The sequence below is a fragment of the Sphaerotilus sp. genome (assembly GCF_034519685.1).
Taxonomy (GTDB): Bacteria; Pseudomonadota; Gammaproteobacteria; order Burkholderiales; family Burkholderiaceae_C; genus Sphaerotilus.
In genome coordinates, this window is sequence record NZ_JAXHOF010000003.1 from 686,291 (window position 1) to 710,502 (window position 24,212).

General features: G+C 66.7%; 20 protein-coding genes. 11 read left to right on the forward strand and 9 right to left on the reverse strand.

The window, feature by feature from the left end; genetic code table 11:
* Entirely contained in the window at nt 1-1,938 is a 1,938-nt protein-coding gene (locus tag U5O44_RS06735) for an FTR1 family protein (protein ID WP_322587688.1), read from the forward strand.
* 23 nt (nt 1,939-1,961) lie between these two features.
* On the opposite strand, the gene fur (U5O44_RS06740) is transcribed toward U5O44_RS06735, so the two are convergent.
* The gene (gene fur, locus U5O44_RS06740) at nt 1,962-2,393 is read right to left on the reverse strand and encodes a ferric iron uptake transcriptional regulator (protein ID WP_322587689.1); all 432 of its coding nucleotides are present in this window, start codon (nt 2,391-2,393) and stop codon (nt 1,962-1,964) included.
* Nucleotides 2,394-2,425: 32 nt separating this feature from the next.
* Entirely contained in the window at nt 2,426-2,677 is a 252-nt protein-coding gene (locus U5O44_RS06745; protein ID WP_322587690.1) for a hypothetical protein, read from the reverse strand.
* Nucleotides 2,678-3,041: 364 nt separating this feature from the next.
* Between U5O44_RS06745 and U5O44_RS06750 the strand changes: the two genes are divergently transcribed.
* Nucleotides 3,042-3,425 (forward strand): VOC family protein, encoded by a 384-nt coding sequence (locus U5O44_RS06750; RefSeq protein WP_322587691.1) that lies wholly within the window; start codon nt 3,042-3,044, stop codon nt 3,423-3,425.
* Between the two features lies 1 nt (nt 3,426).
* Nucleotides 3,427-4,770, forward strand: a complete 1,344-nt coding sequence (locus U5O44_RS06755) for a sigma-70 family RNA polymerase sigma factor (RefSeq protein ID WP_322587692.1) — start codon at nt 3,427-3,429, stop codon at nt 4,768-4,770.
* Nucleotides 4,771-4,818: 48 nt separating this feature from the next.
* On the opposite strand, the gene vapC is transcribed toward U5O44_RS06755, so the two are convergent.
* Together vapC and U5O44_RS06765 are read right to left on the reverse strand one after the other, a co-directional pair.
* Nucleotides 4,819-5,214, reverse strand: coding sequence for a type II toxin-antitoxin system VapC family toxin (vapC, locus tag U5O44_RS06760; protein WP_322587693.1), 396 nt, complete (start codon nt 5,212-5,214; stop codon nt 4,819-4,821).
* Nucleotides 5,214-5,474 carry a type II toxin-antitoxin system VapB family antitoxin gene (locus tag U5O44_RS06765; RefSeq protein ID WP_322587694.1) on the reverse strand — a complete coding sequence of 87 codons (261 nt, stop codon included), beginning with the start codon at nt 5,472-5,474 and terminating at the stop codon, nt 5,214-5,216. The genes vapC and U5O44_RS06765 overlap by 1 nt, the downstream gene beginning before the upstream one ends.
* Before the next feature lie 184 nt (nt 5,475-5,658).
* Between U5O44_RS06765 and U5O44_RS06770 the strand changes: the two genes are divergently transcribed.
* Nucleotides 5,659-8,088 carry a TonB-dependent siderophore receptor gene (locus U5O44_RS06770; RefSeq protein ID WP_322587695.1) on the forward strand — a complete coding sequence of 810 codons (2,430 nt, stop codon included), beginning with the start codon at nt 5,659-5,661 and terminating at the stop codon, nt 8,086-8,088.
* Between the two features lie 70 nt (nt 8,089-8,158).
* Here U5O44_RS06770 and U5O44_RS06775 read toward each other — a convergent pair whose 3' ends face one another.
* On the reverse strand, nt 8,159-8,683 hold the full coding sequence (locus tag U5O44_RS06775; protein ID WP_322587696.1) for a PIN domain-containing protein: 525 nt from the start codon (nt 8,681-8,683) through the stop codon (nt 8,159-8,161).
* Nucleotides 8,662-9,009: a UPF0175 family protein gene (locus tag U5O44_RS06780; RefSeq protein WP_322587697.1), complete on the reverse strand. Its 348-nt coding sequence runs from the start codon at nt 9,007-9,009 to the stop codon at nt 8,662-8,664. The genes U5O44_RS06775 and U5O44_RS06780 overlap by 22 nt, the downstream gene beginning before the upstream one ends.
* A gap of 193 nt (nt 9,010-9,202) precedes the next feature.
* Between U5O44_RS06780 and U5O44_RS06785 the strand changes: the two genes are divergently transcribed.
* The 3 genes from U5O44_RS06785 (at nt 9,203) to U5O44_RS06795 (ending at nt 14,005) form a co-directional block, all read left to right on the forward strand.
* Nucleotides 9,203-9,976, forward strand: a complete 774-nt coding sequence (locus U5O44_RS06785; RefSeq protein WP_322587698.1) for a ferredoxin--NADP reductase — start codon at nt 9,203-9,205, stop codon at nt 9,974-9,976.
* A gap of 74 nt (nt 9,977-10,050) precedes the next feature.
* Nucleotides 10,051-11,373 (forward strand): sigma-70 family RNA polymerase sigma factor, encoded by a 1,323-nt coding sequence (locus U5O44_RS06790; protein WP_322587699.1) that lies wholly within the window; start codon nt 10,051-10,053, stop codon nt 11,371-11,373.
* A 118-nt stretch (nt 11,374-11,491) separates the two neighbouring features.
* Entirely contained in the window at nt 11,492-14,005 is a 2,514-nt protein-coding gene (locus tag U5O44_RS06795) for a TonB-dependent siderophore receptor (RefSeq protein ID WP_322587700.1), read from the forward strand.
* Between the two features lie 10 nt (nt 14,006-14,015).
* Here U5O44_RS06795 and fur (U5O44_RS06800) read toward each other — a convergent pair whose 3' ends face one another.
* Complete coding sequence (fur, locus tag U5O44_RS06800; protein ID WP_416222158.1) at nt 14,016-14,447, reverse strand: ferric iron uptake transcriptional regulator; 432 nt, start codon at nt 14,445-14,447, stop codon at nt 14,016-14,018.
* A 259-nt stretch (nt 14,448-14,706) separates the two neighbouring features.
* Between fur (U5O44_RS06800) and bfr the strand changes: the two genes are divergently transcribed.
* Nucleotides 14,707-15,192, forward strand: coding sequence for a bacterioferritin (gene bfr, locus U5O44_RS06805; protein ID WP_322587702.1), 486 nt, complete (start codon nt 14,707-14,709; stop codon nt 15,190-15,192).
* A 55-nt stretch (nt 15,193-15,247) separates the two neighbouring features.
* On the opposite strand, the gene U5O44_RS06810 is transcribed toward bfr, so the two are convergent.
* Nucleotides 15,248-15,718, reverse strand: coding sequence for a Fur family transcriptional regulator (locus tag U5O44_RS06810; protein WP_322587703.1), 471 nt, complete (start codon nt 15,716-15,718; stop codon nt 15,248-15,250).
* A 363-nt stretch (nt 15,719-16,081) separates the two neighbouring features.
* Between U5O44_RS06810 and U5O44_RS06815 the strand changes: the two genes are divergently transcribed.
* Both U5O44_RS06815 and U5O44_RS06820 read left to right on the forward strand, forming a co-directional pair.
* Nucleotides 16,082-16,285 carry a helix-turn-helix domain-containing protein gene (locus U5O44_RS06815; RefSeq protein WP_322587704.1) on the forward strand — a complete coding sequence of 68 codons (204 nt, stop codon included), beginning with the start codon at nt 16,082-16,084 and terminating at the stop codon, nt 16,283-16,285.
* A 130-nt stretch (nt 16,286-16,415) separates the two neighbouring features.
* Nucleotides 16,416-17,627 carry a DUF1173 family protein gene (locus U5O44_RS06820; RefSeq protein WP_322587705.1) on the forward strand — a complete coding sequence of 404 codons (1,212 nt, stop codon included), beginning with the start codon at nt 16,416-16,418 and terminating at the stop codon, nt 17,625-17,627.
* Nucleotides 17,628-17,636: 9 nt separating this feature from the next.
* Here U5O44_RS06820 and U5O44_RS06825 read toward each other — a convergent pair whose 3' ends face one another.
* Nucleotides 17,637-18,560, reverse strand: coding sequence for a site-specific integrase (locus U5O44_RS06825; protein ID WP_322587706.1), 924 nt, complete (start codon nt 18,558-18,560; stop codon nt 17,637-17,639).
* A 555-nt stretch (nt 18,561-19,115) separates the two neighbouring features.
* Here U5O44_RS06825 and U5O44_RS06830 point away from each other — a divergent pair.
* Nucleotides 19,116-24,140, forward strand: coding sequence for an Eco57I restriction-modification methylase domain-containing protein (locus U5O44_RS06830; protein WP_322587707.1), 5,025 nt, complete (start codon nt 19,116-19,118; stop codon nt 24,138-24,140).
* Nucleotides 24,141-24,212: the final 72 nt, after the last annotated feature.

Below are 24,212 nucleotides of genomic sequence, written 5' to 3' on the forward strand. Positions count from 1 at the left end.
ATGTTGACTCTGTGCTGCACGCTGCTCGCCACCTTCGCAATGGCCCTGGTGCCCACCGCCACGCAGGCGGCACCCGAGACGGCCGCCGCAGCAGACGCCGGCCCCACCGTAGTCCACCTGCTCGACTACGTGGGCGTGGACTACCCCGGCACCGTGAAAGACGGCAAGGTCACTGACGCCGGTGAGTACGAAGAACAGCGCGAGTTCGTCACGCAGGCCATCGCGCTGCTGGGCCAGATGCCGCCCAACCCGGCCCAGGCCGGGCTGCAGGAAAAGGCCCGCCGGCTGCTGGCCCTGGTGGAGGCCAAGGCCGCCGGTACCGAGGTGAGCAGCGCCGCCGCCGCACTGCGCTGGGACACCATCCGCGCCTACGGCATCACCGTGGCGCCCAAACGCGCACCCGGCATGGCCACGGCGGCCAAGCTTTATGAGGCGCAGTGCGCTGCGTGCCACGGTGCAACCGGCCGCGGCGATGGCCCGGCCGCCAAGGGCATGGACCCGGCGCCGGCCAACTTCCACGACGCCGAGCGCATGCGCTCGCGCAGCGCCTACGGCCTGTACAACACGCTGACGCTGGGCGTGGCCGGCACGCCGATGCCGGCGTTCAAGGCGCTGTCCGACGACGAACGCTGGGCTCTGGCGCTGCTGGCGGCCAGCATGCGCTTCGGGCCCGAACAGTTGCAGGCCGGCGAGCACGCATGGCGCGATGGCGGCAACCGCGCCGCCTTCGCCGGCCTCAAAGACCTGGTCACGCGCACGCCGGGCGAGACCGTCGCCCGACACGGCGAGGCGATGGAGTCCGTGCAGGCCTACCTGAGCACCCACCCCGAGGCGCTGCAAGCCGCCGGCCCCGACCCGCTGACGCTGGCGCGCGAGAAGCTCGACGAAAGCCTGCAGCGCTATCAGCGCGGAGACCGCGAAGGGGCACGCCAGCTCGCCATCACCGCCTACCTGGAGGGCTTCGAGCTCGTCGAAAACAGCCTGGACAACGTGGACGGCCCACTGCGCGTGGAGATCGAGCGCGAGATGATGGCGCTGCGCGGGGCCATCGGCGACGGCCAGGCTGCTGACCGCGTGGCCGCCCAGGTCGGCCACATCCACGGCCTGCTCGAACGTGCGCAGAGCAAGCTGTCGTCCGAAGGGCTGTCGCCCACCACCGCCTTCCTGAGTTCACTGCTCATCCTGCTGCGCGAAGGCCTTGAGGCGGTGCTTGTGCTGGCCGCCATCATCGCCTTCGTGCGCAAGACTGGCCGGCGCGATGCGCTGGTGTACGTGCACGTGGGCTGGATCGCGGCGCTGGCGCTGGGCGTGCTCACCTGGTGGGTCGCCAGCCGGCTGGTCAGCATCTCCGGGGCCAACCGCGAGTTGACCGAAGGCGTCACCGCGCTCATCGCCTCGGGCATGTTGCTGTACGTGGGCTACTGGCTGCACAGCAAGTCGTACGCGCAGGCCTGGCAGCACTTCATCCGCGACCAGGTCAACGCGGCGCTGGGCAAGGGCACCTTGTGGGCGATGGCGGCCGTGTCGTTCCTGGCCGTCTACCGCGAGTTGTTCGAGATCATCCTCTTCTACCAGGCGCTGTGGGTGCAGGCCGGCCCGGCCGGACACACGGCGGTGCTGGCCGGCATAGGCGCAGCGGCGGCGGCGCTGGCGGTGCTCACCTGGGTGATCCTGAAGTACAGCGTGCGCCTGCCCATCGGCCCCTTCTTTGCGGCCACCGCAGGCCTGCTGGCCTTGCTGGCCGTGGTCTTCGCGGGCAACGGCGTGGCCGCCTTGCAGGAGGCGGGTGTGATCGGCGCCAGAGCCGTCAACTTCGTTGCCATTCCGCTGCTGGGCGTGCACCCCACGGCCCAAGGGCTGGCTGCGCAGGCCTTCGCGCTGGGACTGGTGATGCTGGGGTGGCTGCAGGCCCGGCGTTCAGCGGCGGCGAAGGCGTAGCCCGCGCCGGGCGATGACAAAGATCAGGGCTTGGCGCCCCGGCAGGCCGGGTCGGCACACAGGCCGTACATCGCCAGCGAGTGCTCATGCAGCTCGAAGCCGTGCTGCGCGGCCAGCTCGCGCTGCCGCTGTTCGATTGCAGCGTCGAAGAACTCCTGCACCTTGCCGCAGCGCAGGCACACCATGTGGTCGTGGTGCCGGCCTTCGTTCAGCTCGAACACCGCTCTGCCTTCCTCGAAGTGCTGGCGCGACAGCAGGCCTGCCTGCGTGAACTGCATCAGCACCCGGTAGACGGTGGCCAGGCCGATGTCGGAGCCCTCGGCCAGCAGCAACTTGTAAACGTCTTCGGCAGAGAGGTGGCGCTGCGCGGTGCGCTGGAAGACTTCGAGCACCTTCAGGCGCGGCAAGGTGGCCTTCAGGCCGCTGGTCTTGAGTTCTTCGACTCGGGGGCTCATGCCTGCCTCCATGTGCCTGGCTTGCCGCATTGTCACGCCGGCGCTTCGAGGTTGGCCGCCACCGCGTTGCAGCTGGGTGCGCAGACGCAGTGCGACTTGCCCAGCAGGCTGCGGCTGCGCAGCATCGAGCGCGGGCGGTGCCGGCCGCACAGAAAGCAGGACATGGGCTGCCCGTGCAGGCCGGAGCCGCGACTGAAGGGCGAGCCGCCGGGCTTGTGGTGGTAGGTCAGGCCATCGGCATTGATCCGGGCACGGGTCGAGGTGGTAGCGGTGTCGTCAGGCATGAGTCGGGCATGAAAGGGCACCGGTCGGTTCCGGCGCGGTAGGTGAGGCTCAACGATTGCGAGTGGTTCTCATTTACATTATGGACTACCGCTCATTCATGGGCAAGCCGCGCAGCGCTCAGCCCGGCGAACGGCCACACCCAACCCACCGCACAGCCTGCCCCATGCCACCGCACCAGTCCCTCGCCGCCAAGCGGCTCGCCAAGCAGGCCGCGCTCCAGTGCCTTTGCGGCTGTGGTGATGCCACACGGCCGCGGCTCGCCAGCCATCGGGCGCTCCGCGCCGCAACGACAGCACGCCCCGAAGTTGCCGAGAACTCCCGAACCTCGGCGCCTGCCTTGCATGCCAAGCCCAAGGACACCGCATGACCGACCGCGTCGTCGAGATCAAGGCCTTCGTGCCTGCCCGGGACTACGCGCTGTCGCTGCGCTTCTACGCCGACATGGGCTTCACGCTCGCCTCCGACACCGCGGGCGTCGCCTACTTCCTCCACGGCAACGCCTCCTTCCTGCTGCAGGACTTCTACGACGAGGCCCATGCACGCAACTTCATGATGCATCTGCTGGTCGAGGACGTCGACGCATGGTGGCAGCGCCTGCACGACGCCGGCCTCGCGCAGACCTACGGCGTTCGCCTGGACCGCCCCGAACTGCGCCCCTGGGGCATGCGCGACTTCGTGCTCACCGACCCCAGCGGCGTGCTTTGGCGCATCGCCCAGAACGTGCCCACGCAGCGCCCGAGCCACTGACATGCAGTCAACGCCTCCAGCCACCCAAGCCATCTGGTTCGACGAGTTCGCGGCCACCTCCCGCGACCTGCTGCACTTTCTGCGCCGGCGCACCGGCAGCGACGACACCGCGCGCGACCTGGCCCAGGATGCCTGGCTGCGTGTTGCCGAAAATCACGCGTCCGGTGACGGCAGCGCCTGCGCACCGGCCACGCCGGACCACGCCCGCGCCTGGCTGTTCACCGTGGCCGAGCGCCTGGCCATCGACCATCTGCGCCGCCAGCACCACTGGCAGGCCGAACTCGCGCCGCGGCTGTCGGCCACGCAGGGGCATGCGCCCGACGTGGCCGAGTCGCACGCCTACGCGCAGGCGCTGCACGCGGTGGACCGCGCGCTGGCCACCATGCCCGCTCGCATGCGCGAGGTGTTCGTCGCACACCGGCTGGAGGGCGTACCGCACGACGAACTGGCGCAACGCCATGCCGTTTCACGCAAGACCATCGAGCGCGAGATCACCCGGGCGATGGATCTGGCACAGGCGGCACTTGCGCAAGATGCCGTCGCGCCCGTTGGCAAGGTCCACGCGCTGGCGGGTGCGAATCAGGCTGCACCCCGCCAGGGTCGCCGCAAAGCCCTGGGCGCCCTGCTCGGCGTGGCCGGGCTGGGCAGTTCGGCCAGCGTGGCCTGGCAGCTGTGGCGCGAGTGGGTGCCACAGTGGCAGACCGCGTTCGCCACGTCCGCCGGGCGCATTGGCCGGCTGCCGCTGCCCGATGGCTCCGAGCTGACGCTGGACGCCGACAGCGCCGTGAACGTGCGCCTGCTGGCCGGCCGCCGCGAAGTGCAGTTGCTGCGCGGCGGCGCGTTCTTCGACGTGGCCCGCGACACGGCCCGGCCCTTCATCGTGCTGGCCGGCCCCGCGCGCGTCACCGTGCTCGGCACCCGCTTCTCGGTCGAGATGGGCCCGCGCGGCGTTGATGTCGCCGTCGAATCCGGCCGCGTTGCGGTGCAGGGGCTGGCGCAAGGCCCTGCGCCGCAACAGCCGCTCGAACTGCGGGCCGGCGAAGCGGCCCGCGTCGGTGCCGGCGGCACGCTGGAAGCTGCCCCCGCGCGCGCGGCCGAATCGGTGGCGCCATGGCGCACCGGCTGGCTGGCCTTCGACAACCTGCCGCTGGGCGAAGCCGCCGCGCGGCTCAACCGCTACCGGCCCGGCGCGCCCGTGCGTGTGGGCCCGGCTGCCGCCGCGCTGCCGGTGCTGGCGCGCGTCAACATCGCCCGCAGCAACCAGTGGCTGCAAAGCCTGCCAGCGGTGCTGCCCGTGAGCTTCAGCGCCGACGCCGATGGCGGGGTGACGCTGCGGCGGCGGTGATCGGTGGTGAGCCGTTGCCTGACGCCGGGTGCCGCGCGCCGTGCAGCCCTACGCCGCCACCAGCCGCAATGCGCTGCAGCCGGCGATGGCCTCGAAGTCCCGGTCCTTCGTCAGCAACACCAGCCCGTCGCGCAAGCACAGCTGGGCGATCAGGCAGTCGATCGTCGATCGGATCGTGAATCCCTTGGCGCGGCATTGGCGGTACAGGCGCGCCGCAGCCACGTAGTCGCTGCGCGCAGGTTCCGCCACCGCGTCGAACGCGTCCAGCAGGCCGAGCACCTTGGCGGCTTCGGCATCGCTCTTCAGGCCCAGCAGGATCTCGGTGATCACCAGCCCGGGCAGCGCGATGGGTTCGCCATCGGCAATGGCGGCGGTCAGCCGCTCGGCCTGGGCGGACGCATGCCCGTTGAAGAAGTCGATCCACACCGAGGTATCGACCAACATCACACGCGCCTGTCGCCGCCGCCGCGCTGCGCGCGCCCTTCGCGCTCAGCCGGCGCCACGCGCCCTGCCCGGTCTGCCCGCAACTGCCCCAGATCACCCTGCCACGCGATCTTGCCCCTGAGCGCCAACAACTTCTGCCGCTTCATAGCCTTCACGAACTCGGCCAGAGCGGCGTGGATGGCGGCCTTCTTGCTGGGAAAACCCCCTAGCGCCACCACCTGATCGATCAGCACTTCGTCGAGATCAACATGGGTTCTCATGCACACGCTCCGAACCATTTCGTGGCCACGGATATTAGCAGATCATGTGCATGCCCTGGCGATGCAACTCGGCGGGCCGGGCGCACCTGAACCCAAACGGTTGAGCGCACCGTGAGGGATTCGTGCCGCCCGTTCGTAGTGCAGGGTGAACCCCTTCATTCACCCCGCACTCCGTCGAACCGCCATGCCAACCTTCACGCGCACCAACACGCCTCGCACTTCGCAACGGCACCTGACCCACATTGCTTCGGCCGTCGCGTTGCTGCTGGCCTGCCAGGCCGCCATCGCGCAGACCGCGCCTGCAGCCGCCCCAACATCGGTAACCTTCAATGTGGCCACCCAGCCGCTGGACCAGGCGCTGGCCCGGTTCGCGCGCCAAGCGGGGCTGCAACTGGCCGCCTCGCCAGACTTGCTGCGGGGCCTGCAAGGCCGGGCGGTCAGCGGCGCGCTCGGCGTGCAGGCCGCGCTGGATGAACTGCTGCGCGGCAGCGGGCTGCGCGGTCGCATTGCCGATGGCTTGTTGACGATAGAACGCGGATCGCAGAGAGCCGAAGCGGAGACCACCATGCCGGTGGTGCGCGTGAAGGCCGATGCGGTGCGAGAGACGGCCACCGGGCCGGTGGCGGGCTATGTGGCCAAACGCAGCGCGACGGGCACGAGGACGGATACGCCAATTGTCGAGACGCCGCAGTCGATCAGTATCATCACCGCCGACCAAATCAAAGATCAGGGAGCAGGGACGCTCACCGAAGCACTCCGCTATTCTGCCGGTGTCCGTGCGGAAGCATTTGCGCTCAACAATCGGGATGACTCATTCCGACTACGCGGCGGCAGCGAAGGATCCACTCTACTTAACGGACTTCGCTCGTCCCAATCACATCCGTTCAACCCCTACCTGACAAACGAGCCGTTCGGACTGGAGCGTATTGAGGTGCTGCGCGGGCCTGCCTCCGTAATTGCAGGGCAAAATGGCCCTGGTGGTGCGGTTAACCTAGTGTCCAAACGGCCACAAGCTGACGCCAGCCGCAACGTGGAATTGCAGGTCGGCAACTACGACCACAAACAAATCGCCGTCGACCTCACGGGGCCCCTCGGTGACGATCAGAACCTGTTGTACCGCTTCATCGCGCTAGGCAAGGACAGCAACTACAGCGTAGACCATGCCAAGAACAACCGCACGTTCGTTGCCCCCTCGCTGACCTGGAAAATCCTGTCGGCAACCCAACTGACGCTGTACAGCGAGTACCAGAAGGACGATTCCGGAACGACCATCAGCTACCTTCCCTATCAGGGAACAATTCAGTCGGCCCCGCATGGAAGAATCTCCCCCTCCTTATTCACCAGCGAGCCAAGCTGGGATCGGAACGGTGGCGAGCGTACCCGGTTTGGATACGAGTTCTCGCACGAGTTCTCACCCAACTGGAAGCTACGCCACAACCTACGCCACGATCGAACCAAGGGTGGATATCTGCAGCTCTATCCAAACTGGTGGGAGGGGTTCGTTGACTCCAGTGGCGCATCGGATCCGAATGGAACCTACCTGAATCGCAGCCAATTCGGCTTCGACAACAAGACAAATGTCACCAACGCTGACCTACTGCTTCAGGGGAACTTAGTCTGGGGTCGAACCCAACACACACTCCTGCTGGGTGTTGACGCGATGCGCGCCAATGTCAGCTACAGAACGCTCGACGGCAGTGCGACGCCCTTGGATGTGTACAACCCAGTATATGGCACATTCCCCGAACCCAGTTTTGATGGGCAACAAACCACCAAAGGGAGCATGCGAAATGCCGGGGTTCTCGTGCAGGACCAAATCAAGATTGACGAGCGCTATGTGGTCGTTGCCGGATTACGGCATGACCGCGCCAAGACGACGGACGGCGACCAGGTCACTGACAGTAGTGCAATCTCGCGAAATATTGGCTTGGTCTATCTCGCAAATGGCGGGTGGGCTCCTTATACCAGCTATACCGAATCCTTTGAACCACAGGCTGGTTCAGACAAAACCGGAACTGCGTTCAAACCCAGGCGAGGCAAGCAAGTTGAACTCGGGGTTCGTTGGTCTCCAAACAAGCAGGTAACCGCGAGTGCCGCTGCCTACCAGTTAAAGGAGAACAATCGCCTTGCTACCGACCCTGCTGACCCCAACTACTCCATTCAACGGGGCGAAGTGACAGCAAAGGGCGTCGAGTTGGAAATTGCTGGGCGCTTTAGAGACTGGGATTTGACCACCAATTACACCCATACCCAAGCCCGGGTCACCCGCACAACGCCCGACGACATCGCGGCTCTCGACAAGCAACTTGTGAGCATCCCGAAGCACAGCGCCGCAGCTTGGGCAGTTCATAAGTTTGGCTCTTTCGGGTTGCCAGAACTTAAGGCTGGTTTCGGCATTAGATACGTTGGAAAAACTGGTGATGGGTACGACGATGTGACAGCCCCCTCATACACCTTGATGGACGCCATGGTTGCCTATGAGCCCCATAACTGGCGTATCGCCCTGAACGTCAGCAACTTGACTGACAAGACATATCTCGGCGTTTGCAACTACGGCTATTGCAACTACGGCCCAAGACGGCAGGCAGTGCTGACCGTTGGGTATCGGTGGTAATGACGAGTCCAATCAAGAACAACTCACATGTAGCGGGCCGGCCGCTGCTGCGCTGAGGGCGCGAAGGTGGTCAGCTCTGCGCTGCAAGCTCGCCCACTCGCGCCAGCACGGAGGCCACGACGTCGTTGCCGATGAAGTAGCCGTTCGAGCGCATCCCGGCGAGGATGGGGCCCGCGAGCGGAACCAGACCTTGCAGCTTCGCCAGGCCGACCACCGCCGCCACGCCCATGACGGTGAAGCCACGCATGCGTGCTTCGGCGCGGCCTGCCCGGTCGTCCATGATCAGCAGGGCCGCGGGGTGTATCGCCGCCAGCAGCAAGGCGCTGGCCTCGCCGTCATCCACGCCCGGAAGGCGGGGCTGCCATGGCGCAAGGTCGATCGCGTGACAGCGCAGCCATCCGGCCTGCAGCGCGGCGGCGATGTCGCCCTGGCCGGGGAAGGCGCCGCCATCGAGCACTTCAGCCCGGATCTGTTCGGTAGTCTCCACAGCGCCGAACAAGCCGCGCAACAACGGCAACTGGCCCACGCGGGAGAGCGCGATCAGCGGGCCCGCATCCGCGATGACGACGCGGGTCAGCGCTTCGGCGCCAGCCATCGGGCACCGGTGTCCATTTCCTGCACGGCATCGGCAGGCGAACCGCCGTACAGCGGAATGCCCATGGCGGAGAGCAGGCTCAGCATGTCGGCCAGCGGCACCTGTGCCACCTTGGCCGCCGTGGCCGCCGAGATGTCACCGCCGCGAAACAGGGAAACCGCCAACGCGCGGCGCACGTGCGGCAGATCTGCGATGCCCAGCTGCTCGATGCCGACCAGCACGGCATCCGGCGTATCGCGGTTCATCACGACGACGAGGTCGTTCTTGGCCTCACGCAAAGCCATGGAGGGGTTGGACTTGAGTTGGCGGACGTTGACCGAATGCATGCTTGTTCTCCCCGCTTGTAGGAACATGCAGCACTATACGCCGGATCGCGGGGACGACGGATGAAGGACGCTGTGCGCGCCACCTGACCCCTGGGCTTGGCTGCTGCTGGATTCCGGCGCCGGACACCCGGCCTATAAACGCGAACGGTTCGCATTCACATGTAAACTGGCGAGCCGCCATCCAAGATCCGCCATGAGCGCATTCAACGAAGAGCAGGTGCTGAGCGTCCGCCACTGGACGGACCGGCTGTTCAGCTTCACCACCACCCGCGACCCGGGCTTCCGCTTCCAGAACGGCCACTTCACCATGATCGGGCTGAAGGTGGCAGGCCGGCCGCTGCTGCGCGCCTACAGCGTGGCCAGCGCAAACCATGAAGACAGCCTCGAGTTCTTCAGCATCAAGGTGCCCGACGGGCCGCTGACCTCGCGGCTGCAGCACCTGCGTGAGGGCGACGCCATCCTGGTCGGGCGCAAGCCCACCGGCACCTTGTTGATCGACTATCTGCGCCCCGGCAAGCGCCTGTACCTGCTGGGCACGGGCACCGGGCTGGCGCCCTTCCTCAGCCTGATCCGCGACCCACACACCTACGAGCGCTTCGAGCACGTGGTGCTGGTGCACGGCTGCCGCCACGTGTCGGAGCTGGCTTACCAGGATCTGATCCAGCATGAACTGCCGGCGCACGAATTCCTGGGCTCCATGGTGCGTCGCCAGTTGCACTACTACCCCACCGTCACGCGCGAGCCCTTTCGTCACCAGGGGCGCATCACAACGCTGCTGGCGCACGGCGCGGTCGAGGCCGAATTCGGGTTGCCGGCGCTCGATGCCACCACCGACCGCGTGATGATCTGCGGCAGCCCGGCGATGTTGCGCGACCTGAAGACGATGCTGGAGACACGCGGCTTCCACGAAGGCACGACGCAGCACGCAGGCGACTTCGTGGTCGAGCGCGCGTTCGCCGAGCAATAGCCCGACACGACCCGGCCCGGCCCCACCCCACCCTGCCCGCGTCCACGCCCATGCCTCCCAGCGCAGCCCCTACCTTGCCCGCACCCACCACCGCCGCCGCGGACGCTGGCAGCGGCCTGCTGACGGCACACTTCCCGGCGCTGTACCGCGAGTTGGTGCGCTTCATCGCCCGGCGCACCGGCAACGACGACGAAGCGCGCGACCTGGCGCACGACACCTGGCTGCGGCTGGCCGAGCACGAACGCGCCCCTGGTGCCACCGCCCCGGGCAACACACGCGCCTATCTGTTCACGGTGGCGCACCATTTGGCGCTGGACCATCTGCGCCGCAACCGGCTTCAGCGTGGCGAAGCCTCGGGGCTCGACAAGGTGGCGCCCGACGTGGCCGACAGCGTGATGTACCGGCAGGCGGTGCAGACCGTCGAAGCAGCCCTGCAGGAACTGCCTGCACGAGCGCGTGACGTGTTCCTGCAGCACCGCCTGATGGGTGTGGGGCAAGCCGAATTGGCCGAGCGCCACGGCCTGTCGCGCAACATGATCGAGCGCGACGTGATGCTGGCGATGGACTGCGTGCAGGTGGCCATGGAGCACTGGCGTGGCGCCACCATGGCCGATGGCCAGGTCGCGGCACGCAAGGGCCGCCGCCGCTCGCTGGCCGCGCTGCTGGGGGTGGCCGGCTTCTGCGGCAGCGGCGGCCTGGCGTGGCAGTTGTGGCGCAGCGAGGTCCCGCAGTGGCAACTGGCCTTGGCCACACGGCGCGGCCAGACGCTGCGCCAGCCGCTGCCCGACGGTTCGGTGCTGTCGCTGGACGCCCTGAGCGCCGCAGAGCTCACCTACTACGCCGCCCGCCGCAGCGTGGCGTTGCGCGCCGGCGCCGCCTTCTTCGACGTGGCGCGCGATGCCGACCGGCCTTTCGTCGTCGACGCGGGCAACGCGCGCATCACCGTGCCGGGCACGCGTTTTGGTGTGGAGATCGCCAACGACAGGGTGGACGTGCAGGTCGAAAGCGGGCGGGTTCAGGTTCAGGCCCTCGCCGGCCACGATGGGCGGGCGGCCGAGCCTGTGCTGCTGGGCGCCGGGCAAGCGCTGCGCGTCGTGAGTTCTGCTGCCGCAGGCGGGGCGGCAAGCTACGCAGCGCTGCCCCATGTCGCCGCCGGTGCCGTGGCGCCTTGGCGCAACGGCGCGCTGTGGTTCGACGCCACGCCCCTGAGCGACGCGGTGCAGCGCCTGGCGCGCTACGGCAGCGGCGCGGTGACGGTGGCGCCCGAAGTCGCGACCCTGCCCGTCAGCGGCCAGGTGCGCATCAGCCAGGCGCAAGACTGGCTCGCGGCCCTGCCGGCGGTGCTGCCGGTGCGGGTGTCGCAAAGCGCCGAGGGCTGGCACATCGCGGGGCGGTAGGCGGGTGCCGCCGAGGTCGCCGCAAGGTCCGCGCCGATTCAGGAACTTTCGCACTGCTTCGTCTTGGAAAGGTGCGGCACCACGCCGCGTTCTTTCCTCAGCCAACGAAAGCAACTCGATGAACCTCACTCCCGCAGCGCTCCAGCACCGCCCCTGCCTCAAACCCACGGCCCAGCAGCACGGCCCCGCGCGAGCCCGGCTGCGCTGCACAGCAGCCGCGGCGTTGGCCGCGCTCGGCACGGCCTTGGTCGGCCTGGCGCCGCCCTCGGCTTCGGCGCAGACGCCCTCGGCGGTGCCGTCCGCCGCGGCAACGTTCAACATCCCCGCGCAGCCCCTGGCGCCGGCGCTGGCCGAGTTCGCGCGCCAGTCCGCCCTGCAGCTCGTCTACGCACCGGAGGTCACCCAAGGCAAGCAGAGCCGCACCGTCACGGGCGCAAGGGACACCGCGACCGCGCTGCAAGAACTGCTGCGCGGCACCGGTCTGCGCGCGCGCCAGCTGGGCAGCACCTGGGCCATCGATGCCGCTCCGGCCGGCGCGGCCGCCGAGGCCGAGACGACCTTGCCGGTGGTCCGGGTCAAGGCCGACGCGGTGCGCGAGACGGCCACCGGGCCGGTGCAAGGTTATGTTGCGAAGCGAAGCGCGACGGGCACCAAGACCGACACGCCCTTGATAGAGACACCACAGTCGATCTCCGTGGTGACGGCCGACCGGATCGAGGCCATCGGCGCAACCCGTCTGAAAGAAGCCCTGGCCTACACCCCCGGCGTGAATGCTTCGCCCTGGGGGGACGAGTCGCAATACGACTGGATCTACCTGCGCGGATTTGATGCCTACTCGCCCGGGTTCTACAGGGACGGGCTTCAGCTCCGCAACACCGGAAGCTGGGGCGTGTGGCAGACGGAGAACTACGGCATGGAACGCCTGGAAGTCTTGCGCGGCCCTGCGTCGGTGCTGTACGGTCAAAACGGTCCTGGCGGCATGGTCAACGTCGTCAGCAAGCGGCCTACAGCGGAGCCCATTCACGAACTGCAAGTGCAGATCGGCGACCATGCCCGGCGCCAGTTCGCAGGTGACTTCTCGGGCCCGTTGAACGAGCCTGGCACGCTGCAGTACCGCGTCACCGGCTTGCTGCTCGATGCCGAATTGTCCAGCGGTGGGCTGCAGAATGATCGGCTGTTCATCGCACCGTCGCTGACGTGGAGGCCATCGAGCGCCACCTCGCTGACGCTGCTGTCGGAGTTCCTGCGCATGCGCACAGGCTCGGTGTGGAACTCCTACCCCGCGGCCGGCACCTTGCTGCCCAACCCCAACGGAAAGATCCCGGTCGGGACCTTCATCGGTGAGCGCGACTTCAATCGCTACAACCAGGACCAGTGGATGCTCGGGTATCTGTTCGAACACCACATCGACGACACGCTGGCGCTGCGGCAGAACGCACGCTATGGCCGCTTCGACACCGACTACAAGACCTTCTACAACGGGCAGTTCGCGACGGTGAATGCGGGTGCCCCAGACGATCCGGCGAACTTCCGCCTGATGGATCGCACGCCATTTTCGAGCCGAGAGAACGCCAGGTCGCTCGTCGTCGACAACCAGGCGCAACTGAAGCTGACGCAAGGTGACTGGAAGCACACCCTGCTGTTCGGGCTGGACCTGCAGCGCACGCGTTTTGACGTTGTCGCGCACTATGGGGGAAGCGCCGCGCCGATCGATCTCTACGCGCCCACCTATGGCAGCGCGGTCACAGTGGCGCCATCGCCGTTCCTGGACTCGGCCACCACGCTGTCGCAAACCGGCGTCTACGTGCAGGACCAGATCAAGTTCGGCGACCGCTGGGTGGCCACACTCGGTGGCCGCCACGACAGCGCCACGGTCGAGACGAACGACCGCCTGTCGAACTCGGATTCGCGGCAATCCGACCGCAAGTTCACCAGCCGGGCAGGCCTGGTCTACCTGGCCCCGGAAGGCTGGGCACCCTACGTGAGCTACTCGGAGTCGTTCGCTCCGACGACCACTGTGGATCCGGGCACCGGGCGTCCCTTCAAACCCGAGGCGGGCAAGCAAGTGGAAGCCGGCCTGCGCTACCAGCCGCCCGGCAGACGAGACAGCTACAGCGCAGCCATCTTCGACGTGCGGCGGCAGAATTACGTGAGCTACGACGCGGCCTTTTCACCCCGACAAACGGGCGAAGTTCAGGTGCGCGGCGTCGAACTGGAAGCCCTGCTACAGCCCACAACGCGGATGAACCTGACGGCCGCCTACACCTGGACGCCCAAGGCGGACGTAGCCGCCAGCAACAACCCACTGGAAGTCGGCAAACAGTTGAACGTTGTCGCCAGGCACCAACTCGCGCTGTGGACCGACTATCGCTTAGGTACCAGCCTGACGCTGGGAATCGGCGCTCGCCACACCAGTTCGACTCGCGGTAGCCAGGAAGCGGCGCCCGCCAGCATTCCGGCCTACACCTTGGTGGACGCATCGATCCGCTACGACACGGGGACGTGGGTGCTGGCGCTGAACGCGCGCAACCTCGGCGACAAGACCTACGTCGCCACCTGCGACGGCAGCGGCACCAGTTGTTCATACGGGGAGCCGCGCAGGCTGACCGCAACCGCCACTTATCGCTGGTGAACGGCGCGATTCACCGCCCCTTCGCCTTGCCCGCCCCACACTTGGGGCACAGCCCGTACAGCGCCAGCCGGTGGTCCGTCAGCACATAGCCGTGCTGGTTGGCCACTGCCTGCTGGCGGGCCTCGATGGTGGTGTCGGTGAACTCGTCGACCCGGCCGCAGTTGATGCACACCAGGTGATCGTGGTGCGAGCCCTCGTTCAGCTCGTACACCGCGCGGTCTTCGCTGAAGGCGCTGCGCTCGATCAGGCCCGCTTGCTCCAGCTGCGACAACACGCGGTAGATCGTGGCCATGCCGATGTCGCCGTCCTGCTGCATCAGGTTGCGAAACACGTCGTCGGCGCTCAGGTGGCGCGTCTTGCTGGAGCGGAACACTTCCAGCACCTTCAGGCGCGGCAGCGTGACCTTCAGCCCGGCGCTGTGCAGGCTGGCTTCCTCGTCAATGGCGGGAGGCTTGCGGGTCTTTGTGTTCGACATGAATCGGTAGGCGGCAACGATTTGCCCTGGACGTCCACCTCACTGGCGAAGGGCTAGAGGCGGTCGGTGCCATTGTGGCACCGCAAACCGCAGGCTAGCCAGGTTGGTTAACGCCAGTGCGAATGGAAACGCGTCGCGATTCGAGCACCGACGCTGCGTACTCGGGTATGCGGGTTTTCAGCGCAGGCTCGCACAATGAGCACACGCAAACAACAAGGATCAAGCCATGCAAGGCGATGCCAAGGTTCTGGAGTACCTCAACCTCCAGCTCAGGAACGAACTCACCGCGATCAACCAGTACTTTCTGCACTACCGCATGCTGAAGAACTGGGGTTTCGCCAGACTCGCGAAGCACGAGTACCAGGAGTCCATCGAAGAGATGAAGCATGCCGACAAGTTGATGGACCGCATCCTGATGCTCGAAGGCCTGCCCAACCTGCAGGACCTGGGCAAGCTGCTGATCGGCGAGACCGCGGTGGAAGTGCTGCACTGCGACCTCAAGGCGGAACTCGGCGCCCACGCGGTGCTCAAGGACGCCATCGCCCACTGCGAGTCGGTGCGCGACTATGTGTCGCGCGACGTGCTGCAGGACATCCTGGACGACACCGAGGGCCACATCGACCACCTCGAAACGCAGATCGAACTGGTCGCCAAGGTCGGCGAGCAGAACTGGCTGCAGTCGCAGATGGGCGATGGCGGGGGCGCGTCATAGCGCCACGAAGTGCGGCGTCGGAGCACAGTTCGCCCCAACGACGCGCGCCTCAGGGTCAAGCCGAGCGACGCGGTGCCGCTGGCGTCCCTGCGCGTTGCGCAGCAGGCGTTCGGCGCTTCCTGGCGCAGCCTGCGCAGAGCCCACGCAGCATCAACGGCTCGTCGCTCACGTCGAAGCCGTGCTCGTCAGCGATCTTCTGCCGGCGCAGCCGGATGGCGCGGTCCTGGAAGTCGTCCACCCGGCCGCAGCTCACGCAGACCAGGTGGTCATGGCAGTCGCCGCCGTCGAGCTCGAAGACCGACACCCCTGCCTCGAAGACGTGCTTGCGCAGGGCCCCCGCGGCTTCGAGTTGCGCCAGGATCCGATAGATCGAAGCGAGTCCAACCCGGGAACCAGCGTCGACCACGCGGCGATGGATATCCTCGGCCGAGAGGTGCCGCTTCCGGCTGGAAAGCAAGGCCTCCAGCACGCGCAGGCGAGGTCGTGTGGCCTTGAGCCCGAGTTCGTTCAGTCGTCTGCCGTGCATGGACGTGGTGATCGCGATGTTCAGCTGGCGGGCCGCCGAAACCGTCCCGTGCGCCGCTCGGTCGGAGCAATTGCAGTGCCTGCCCGTTCGGCCCCCGTGTCAACTGGAGCGGGAGCCTGACCGAAGACGTGTGGCCGATCAATCGGTGATTCGACCGGTTTTGCTTGCGCATTGCCTGCGGAGCCGCCAGTGCGCGCAGCGCCCACTCGATACCGATCGACGGCTTATATGCCGTGGCCTCGAAGGTAGCACAGCCGGCACCCTCGGTCGGTGCCGAGCGACAAGACTTACAACCCACTACGTGCCAGCGGCACCCGGAGAGCGACATCCTTCGACCCCGCGGTCGCGCGCGCCTTCGCCGACGTGATCCGCGGTGAGCGCGTGCAGCGCCAGATCGCCCAGGACCAGTTCGCGCTGCTCGCCAACGTCGACCGCTCCTACTACGGCAAGCTCGAACGCGGCGAACGCCAGCCCTCTCTGGCCTTGCTGCTGCGCATTGCCAAGGCCCTGGGTCTGACAGGCGCCGATCTGGTGGCCAAGGTCGAAGCCGCTGCCGCCCGACGCTGATGGCCCGTCACCGAGGTCGAAATCGCCGCGTCTGACGGCGACTTCTCCATCGCGCGAACGCGAGCACCGAGCCGACCATCGGTGGCGTCCCGCCAAGGCATTCTCGCCCGCCGGTCGACTGGTCAACGCCGTGGAACATCAGCACTTCCTGATCGACGGACAGAGCTACGCCGAGTCCGACCTTCGCCTGCAAGCTGCGCTGGCCGCGGCGTACGAGGCATCACGGCGTCCGCGCTGCCTCTGCGTGCCCGATGGCGTGGAGATGTACATCGCCAGGCACCGCGCGTTCATCGTCAAGCGGATGCCGGAGACCGGGCATCTCCACCATCCCGCGTGCCCCTCGTTCGCGCTGCAGGCACAGCAATCGGGCCTCGGCGAGTTGCTGGGCCAGGCCGTGATCGAGCACGCGCCGGATGCCGTCGAACTTCACGTGGACTTCGCGCTGGAGCGCTCACCCGGACGCGCTGTCGCCAGGGGGGAGCCTCATCCACCCGGCGAGGTGCGCGTTCAGCCCAAGCGCATGTCGCTGCGCGCCCTCACCCACTACCTCTTCGAGCGAGCAGGTTTCAACCGCTGGACACCCGCGATGGCCGGCAAGCGTGGACAGGGCGTGATCCACAAGTACCTCGGCGAGGCTGCTGCCGAGATCCGCCTCAAGGGCATGCGGCTCGTTGACCGTCTCTACGTTCCCGAGCCTTTCCATCAATCCACGCACGCCGCAGCTGCCGAGCGCCGCCGCCGCAGGCTGGCCTTCCTGCTCGAGAACCGGAGCGAGCGTCGATTCGCGATGGCACTCCTCATCGGCGAATTGAAGGCCAGCGAAACGACGCACCAGGGGCAGCGGCTGTGGGTGAAACACATGCCGGATGTCCCCTTCTTGATGCCCGCCCAGGCCTGGCAGCGAGCCGAACGCATGTACGGCCCGGCGCTGGAAGCGCGCCACGCCGACGCTTCAGTTCCGCCCAGAGTGGTACTGAGCGCACTGATCTTCGCGCGACGGGAATTCACCTACCAGATCGATTCGCTCAGCCTGATGCTGGTCCACCCGCAGTGGGTCCCTCTGGAGGGTGTTCACGAACTCGCCCTCATCGACGCCTTGATCGCGCAACAACGCCGCTTCCTCAAGCCCCTGCGTTACGACGCGAGGTCGGCCGCGCAGTTTCCGAACGCGCTGCTGCTGGACGCTGGCAACGAACCCGTGGCGCTGCACGTGTCCAGTGACTTCGTGGAGCCGAAGGACAAGGCGGCCAAGGCGCGAGTCCTCGAGGTGCTCGGGCCATCGGCATGGGTGTGGCACACGGGCGAAGCGATGCCAGCGTTCCCGCGGTCCATCGGCAGTTGATGCCGGACCTTAGACCAGCCCGCTCATCAAGTCCTCGGGCTTGCGGGAAGATTGCGGTAGCAGGCCTCGGACGGCCTTGCGCTCGTAGATCCCCAGGATCTCGCCGATCTGCTTCTCGTCGGCGCCGCGCTCCGCCAGGCGTGCCGCCACCGTGCGGCGCACGGTGAGCGCCGACACCCCGGGCATCGCGATGCGGCCGAACACCTTTCGGCACGTCACGAGCATGGCCCGGCACAGGTACCGTGTCTTCCCACGTGCCCCCATGAACTGATCCACGTTGTAGGGCTGCCACTGGTCGTTCAGCAGCAGACGTTCCTCGGGATCGAAACCCAAGTAGGTCGCGTTCCTCGTGCCGATGGAACCGGTGACCCGCCGCCGCTCCTCCAGGTAGGCATCCAGGGCCCGATGCAGACCGGGGCTCACGAAGTACAACGGCCGATTCTTGCGGTTCACCGATACCTCGGCCCGCAACAGCGATATGGCGCGCACACTGCCATCCGCGCGCAGGTAGTCGCCGACGGTCATGCGCGCCAGTTCCAGCGGCCGCACGCCGGTAGCGAAGAGCAAGGCCACCAGCGCCACGTCGCGCGTGGGCATCGGGCTGCGCAGGCGTGCACGCTGCAACGCCAGGCGCACGTCCGCGTCGGACAGCACCGGCGGACTGGGCCTCGGCGCCGGCCGCGACGGCTCGAACCGTGCCAACACCGCCTCGACTTCCGCGTGCCACAGGCGCAACCGCCGCACGTGAACGACACCATCGTCGCCCACGCCCGGCAGATTCAACTCCTGATGCAGCCGCACCGCCAAGGTCTTGACGCGACGCTCGACCGACGTCCTCGCCAGCCCGTGCTCGGCGGCCACGTCCGAGTACGACCGACCCGCCACCACGGCACGGAGCATCGCCACCGAACGCGTGATCGATTCGCTGTTCATGATTCTGCCGACTCCTGTGATGCGCTGCGCCCATCCTCGACGCGCAGCGCGCGATGCGCCACTCAAAAATGGCCACCGAAAACAACCGCATTCACCGCTGGCGTCAGCGTCGACCGATACACCTGCTGCGGGCACACGCATCGTTTTCGGCCATCGCGATCTAATCGTAAGTGGTTCTCATTCACGATTTCTTGCGAACTGTAAGAATCAACCGCAACCGAGCCAGCGCGTGTGCGAGGCGGTTCCTGGCCGGAAGTGAACTTTCCGCACCCACGCCTCCCGGAGGCGGCACCGTGGGTGCGGCGATTCATCGGGCTTCGCCACCTGCAGCCAATCGCTGCGCCAGACTGGCGCCGCATCTCGGCCATTGCGCCGTTGCCCGCCCTCATGGGCGGCCCTGAATGATTCAGGCGTAGCGGTCGTTACCCGCATCGACGTCCTCGGCGCGCAACCGGTCCACCGGCCCGCTCGCCAGCAACTTCATCCATCCCAACCGGGGAGCCCACTCCCCGACGGCGGACGTGCGTGCTCCCCATTTCCACGGAGCACACACCGATGGTTCATCCCATTGCCCCGTCCACGTTGCATCGCGGCTCGATGCCGGAGCGCGCTGGACTCCCCAAGCTGCAGGCCGAGCAGATGTGTCTGTTCGCTGCCGACGCGGCGGCCGAGGTCACTGCGCCGCAAGAGGCGCAACACGCGTCGCAGGACGACACCGGTACGACTGCTGTGCCAGCACAGCGAACGCCCTGGCGTCCCGCAGATCGGCCGGTCGATGCACTCGCAGGTGCACCCCAAATCTCGTGGCCCCGCCTGACCCATGCCGACCTGCTCGGCCTGACCGGCGCCGCCACCAAGTTCGAGGCCAACGTCGCGGCCATCGCATTGCTGCGGCAATGTGAAGCCGAGGATCGCGCCCCGACGGATGCTGAACGCCGCATCTTGCTGCGCTACAGCGGCTGGGGCGGCCTGCCGGCAAGCTTCAACCTCGAAGGCGAAGACCCGTCATGGGTCGAACGTGCCCGGCAGCTGCAAGCGCTGCTGTCAGCCGAGGACCACGAGTCCGCACGTGCGTCGGTCAACAACAGCCACTACACCGAGGTCCATCTGATCGAGGCGATGTGGCAGGCGGTCGGGCGCTTCGGCTTCTCCGGCGGGCGCGTCCTGGAACCCGCCGCCGGCATCGGCCACTTCGTCGGTGCGATGCCACGCGGGCTCGCCGAGCGCAGCACGGTCACGTCCATCGAGATCGACCGGGTTTCCGGACGGATGCTCGAGGCGCTCTACGCGCCGCACGGCGTGGACGTGCGCATCGCGCCGTTCGAGAAGGTGGCACTGCCCGAGCAATGGTTCGACCTGGTGATCGGCAACGTGCCCTTCGGCAAGTACAAGGTCGCCGATCCGAGCAACCGGCCCTATGGCCGCTTCAGCATCCACAACTACTTCTTCGGCCGCGCGCTCGACCTGGTGCGGCCCGGTGGGCTGGTGTGTCTGATCACCAGCACCCACACCCTGGATGCGCGGTACGACGCGGTGCGCGAGTACATCGCTTCGCAGGCCCACCTGCTGGGTGCCATTCGCCTGCCGCAAGGTGCGTTCTCCGGACTCGCAGCGACGGATGTGCAAACCGACATCCTGTTTCTGCGCAGGCGGCATCGCGCGGAGAAAGTGGCGAACGAATGGGTGGAGTTGGGCGCCGTGCCCGATGGTTTGCGGCACCCGCATTGCCATGCGCGCTACCTGCAGATCAACGCCTGGTACGCACAGAACCCCCGGTTCTGCATCGGCCAGGTTCGCCTGCAAAGCAACGGCTACGAGGAAGTGCCCACGCTGGTGTTCGAAGGCAATCTCGAGGTCGAGTTGCGTGAGCGCATCGCGATGCTGCCTGAACACGTCTACGAACCCGCAGCGGTGAAGGCCGCCTCACAGCGGGTGATCGTTCCGGCCGAGCCCGGCGTGCGACCTGGCAGCTACCGCCTTCACCGGGGACGTGTCCATCGCGTCGACGGCGGCGAGATGGTCGATGTCCATGAACAGCTCAACGCCACTCAACGAGCTCGTGTTACCGGCCTGTGCGCGGTCCGCGACCATGCCCGTGCGCTGCTCGACGCGCAACTGGCAGATAGCGGCGACAGCCGTATGGGTCACCTGCGGGCGATGCTGAACGGCACCTACGACCGCTACGTCGCGAAGTACGGATGCCTGTCGACCCGGTCCAACGCGCTGGCGTTCCGGCGCGATGCGGACTACCCGCTGCTGTTGTCGCTGGAGCACTACGACGACGAATCGGGCACGGCACGCAAGGCGGCACTGTTCACTCGACGCACGCTGACGCGGGTGATCGAGCCCAGCACCGCCAGCGAGCCGACCGAAGCGCTCGCGGCATCCGTGCATTGGCGCGGTCGTGTCGATCCTGACTACATGGCGGGCCTGCTGGCTGCACCCGTACCGGCCGTGCTGGACACGCTCGCCGAGGCGGGCCAGATCTTTGCCGATCCGGCCGATGACGAGTGGAAGACAGCCGACGAGTACCTGTCGGGCAACGTCAAGGCGAAGCTCAAGCAGGCGGCCCTGTCAGGAAGCCGGTACCTGCGCAACGCCAACGCGCTGCAGCAGGTCCAGCCAGAAGACCTGCCGCCCGCGGCCATCGAGCCGCGCCTGGGCGCCGTGTGGATTCCGGCGCTCGACGTCGAGACCTTCATCCAGCAGGTGCTGGAACTGAAGGACAGCCAGGTGAGCTACTCGGCCGAGGCCGGCGCCTGGTCCGTGAAGTACAACGATTGGGCCGCGCGCCAGACCGTGAAGGTGACCCAGGAATTCGGCACCTCGCGGATGAACGCAATCGAGTTGGTGCAGTGCGCACTCAACGTACAGGTGCCCACGGTGCGGGACCGTGACCCGGAGACCGACCGCTACTTCGTCAACCCCGACGAGACGTTGGCGGCCCGCGAGAAGCTGGGCCTGCTCAAAGAGCGCTTTGCCACCTGGGCCTTCGAAGACACCGAGCGCCGGGAACGGCTTTGCGGCATCTACAACGCGCTGTTCAACGCGACGCGGCCCCGCCGCTTCGACGGCTCACACCTGAAGCTGCCGGGATTCTCGCGCTGCTACGAACTGCACCGGCATCAACTTGATGCCGTGTGGCGCATCGTGCAGTCGGGCAACACCGGCCTGTTCCACGTGGTCGGCGCCGGCAAGACAGCCGTGTGCGTGATCGCGAGCATGGAGCTGCGTCGCCTGCGTTTCGTCAGCAAGCCATGCCACGTGGTCCCGAACCACATGCTGGAGGCCTACACGGCGGAGTTCGTCCGGCTGTACCCGAACGCCTCGGTGCTGATGGCGAGCAAGGAGGACCTGGAAGGCGATCGCCGGCGCGAGCTGGTATCGCGCATTGCCACGGGCGATTGGGACGCGGTGGTCATCACGCACTCGAGCTTCGAGCGCATCAAGATGTCGCCGCAATTCACCGAGAGATTCATCAAGGAGATCATCCATGAGATCGCGATGGCGATTCGCGCCGAGAAGAACGGTGACCGGTCCAACCGGATCATCAAGCAACTCGAAACGATGAAGAAGAACTGGGCCACGCGGTTGGAGAAACTGCTGGCCGACAAGAAGAAGGACGAGCAACTGACGTGGGAACTCCTCGGCATCGATGCGCTGTTCGTGGACGAGGCGCATCTCCACAAGAACCTCTACCGGTTCACCAAGATGACGCGGGTGGCAGGCCTGCCCATGACGAGCTCGGAGCGCGCGTTCGACTTGTTCCTGAAGACGCGCTACACGATGCAGATTCACGGGCATGCGCAGCGCGGGGTGGTGTTCGCGACGGCGACGCCGGTGGCCAACACCATGGCCGAGATCCACACGATGATGCGCTACCTGCAGCCCAGAAGGCTGGAGGAACTCGGGCTGCAGCAGTTTGACGCCTGGGCGGCAACGTTCGGCGAGAGCGTCACGGCGCTGGAGATCGCACCGGACGGCAGCGGCTACCGCATGCACACACGGTTCGCACGTTTCATCAACGTGCCAGAGCTGATGGCCGTGTTCGGCGAGGTCGCCGATATCCGCACGGCGCAGATGTTGAACCTGCCGGTGCCCAAGCTGCGCGGCGGCAAGCCACGCATCGTGACCTGCCCGTCCAGCAGCGCGTTGAAGGCCTTCGTGCAGACGCTGGTGCACCGGGCCGAAGCGATCCGCGCGGGTCGTGTGAAGCCGCAGGACGACAACATGCTGGCGGTGACCACCGATGGGCGCAAGGCTGCGCTGGACTTCAGGCTGGTCGCACCCGCCGCGTTCTTCGACGGCCAAGGAAAAATCGCTGCCTGCGTTCGCGAAGTGCTGGCCATCTGGCAACGGACGGCGCAGTTCCGCGGCGCGCAGATGGTGTTCTGCGACCTGTCGTCACCCAAGGGTGGCAAGACCTTCAGCGTCTACGACGACCTGCGGCAACGCTTGATCGACACCGGTGTCCCCGAGAAGGAGGTCGCATTCGTGCACGACGCCGAGACAGATGCTCAAAAGGCCTCGCTGTTCAAGGCAGTTCGTGAAGGCCGGGTCCGTGTGTTGCTCGGATCGACAGCGAGGATGGGCATCGGCACCAACGTGCAGACCCGGCTGGTCGCACTGCATCACCTCGATGCGCCGTGGCGGCCCTGCGATGTCGAGCAACGCGAAGGCCGCATCCTGCGTCAGGGCAATGAGTCAGAGGACGTGGAGATTTTCCGTTACGTCACGAAGCAGAGCTTCGATTCCTACAGCTGGCAAACGCTGGAGACCAAGGCCCGCTTCATCGCCCAGGTGATGAGCGGGGACCAGGGCATCCGGTCGCTGGAAGACGTCGAACTGGCGGCGCTATCGTATGCCGAAGTGAAGGCGCTGGCCTCGGGCAACCCACTGGTGATCGAGAAGGCCGGCGTCGATGCCGAAGTGGCCAAGCTCTCGACCCTGTTCTCCGTGTGGCGCAACCAGCGCTACGCCAACGAGAGCGAGGTGGGTCGTTTGCCGATGAGCATTGCGGCGCTGGAGAAGAAGGTCGCGGCGTATGCGCTGGACTTGCCCCGGATCGAAGCACAGACCCTGCAGGGCATCTGCCTGGAACTGGGCGGACGCAAGATCGTGGGACCGGATGCCGTCGGCGATGCGCTGCGCGGTGTCGTCAAAGCCGCCAAGGAAGAGGTCAGTGCCGGCAGCCGAATGATCGAGCGGATCGTGGGCCACTTCGGTGGCTTCGAGCTCGGCCTGTTGGCTTCGCGCGGCGAAGAGATGCCAAGCTTCTACTTGGCGGGGCATTGCCTGTACAACGCAGAGCCCTTTCAAACGGGACCGGCGCTGGTGGCCGCTTTGTTGGCCACGCTGAACTCGGTGGCCAAGCTGCATGCCGATGCGCAGGCTCAACTGCTGACACGCCGCAAGCGCCTGGATGACATCCAGATGGAACTGGCACGACCGTTCGAGCACGAAGCGCGACTTGGTGATCTGATCGCCAGGCAACGTGGACTGCTCAGGCAACTCGACCTGGACAAGGACGAGGCAGGCACGGCGGCAACCGAGGCCGAAGAAGCCTTGCAAGCCGCCTAATCTCGTTTGGATTTCATTTGGACCCCATCACTCTCGCGGTGATGGGGTCTTTTCACGGCCGTCATGCTCGAC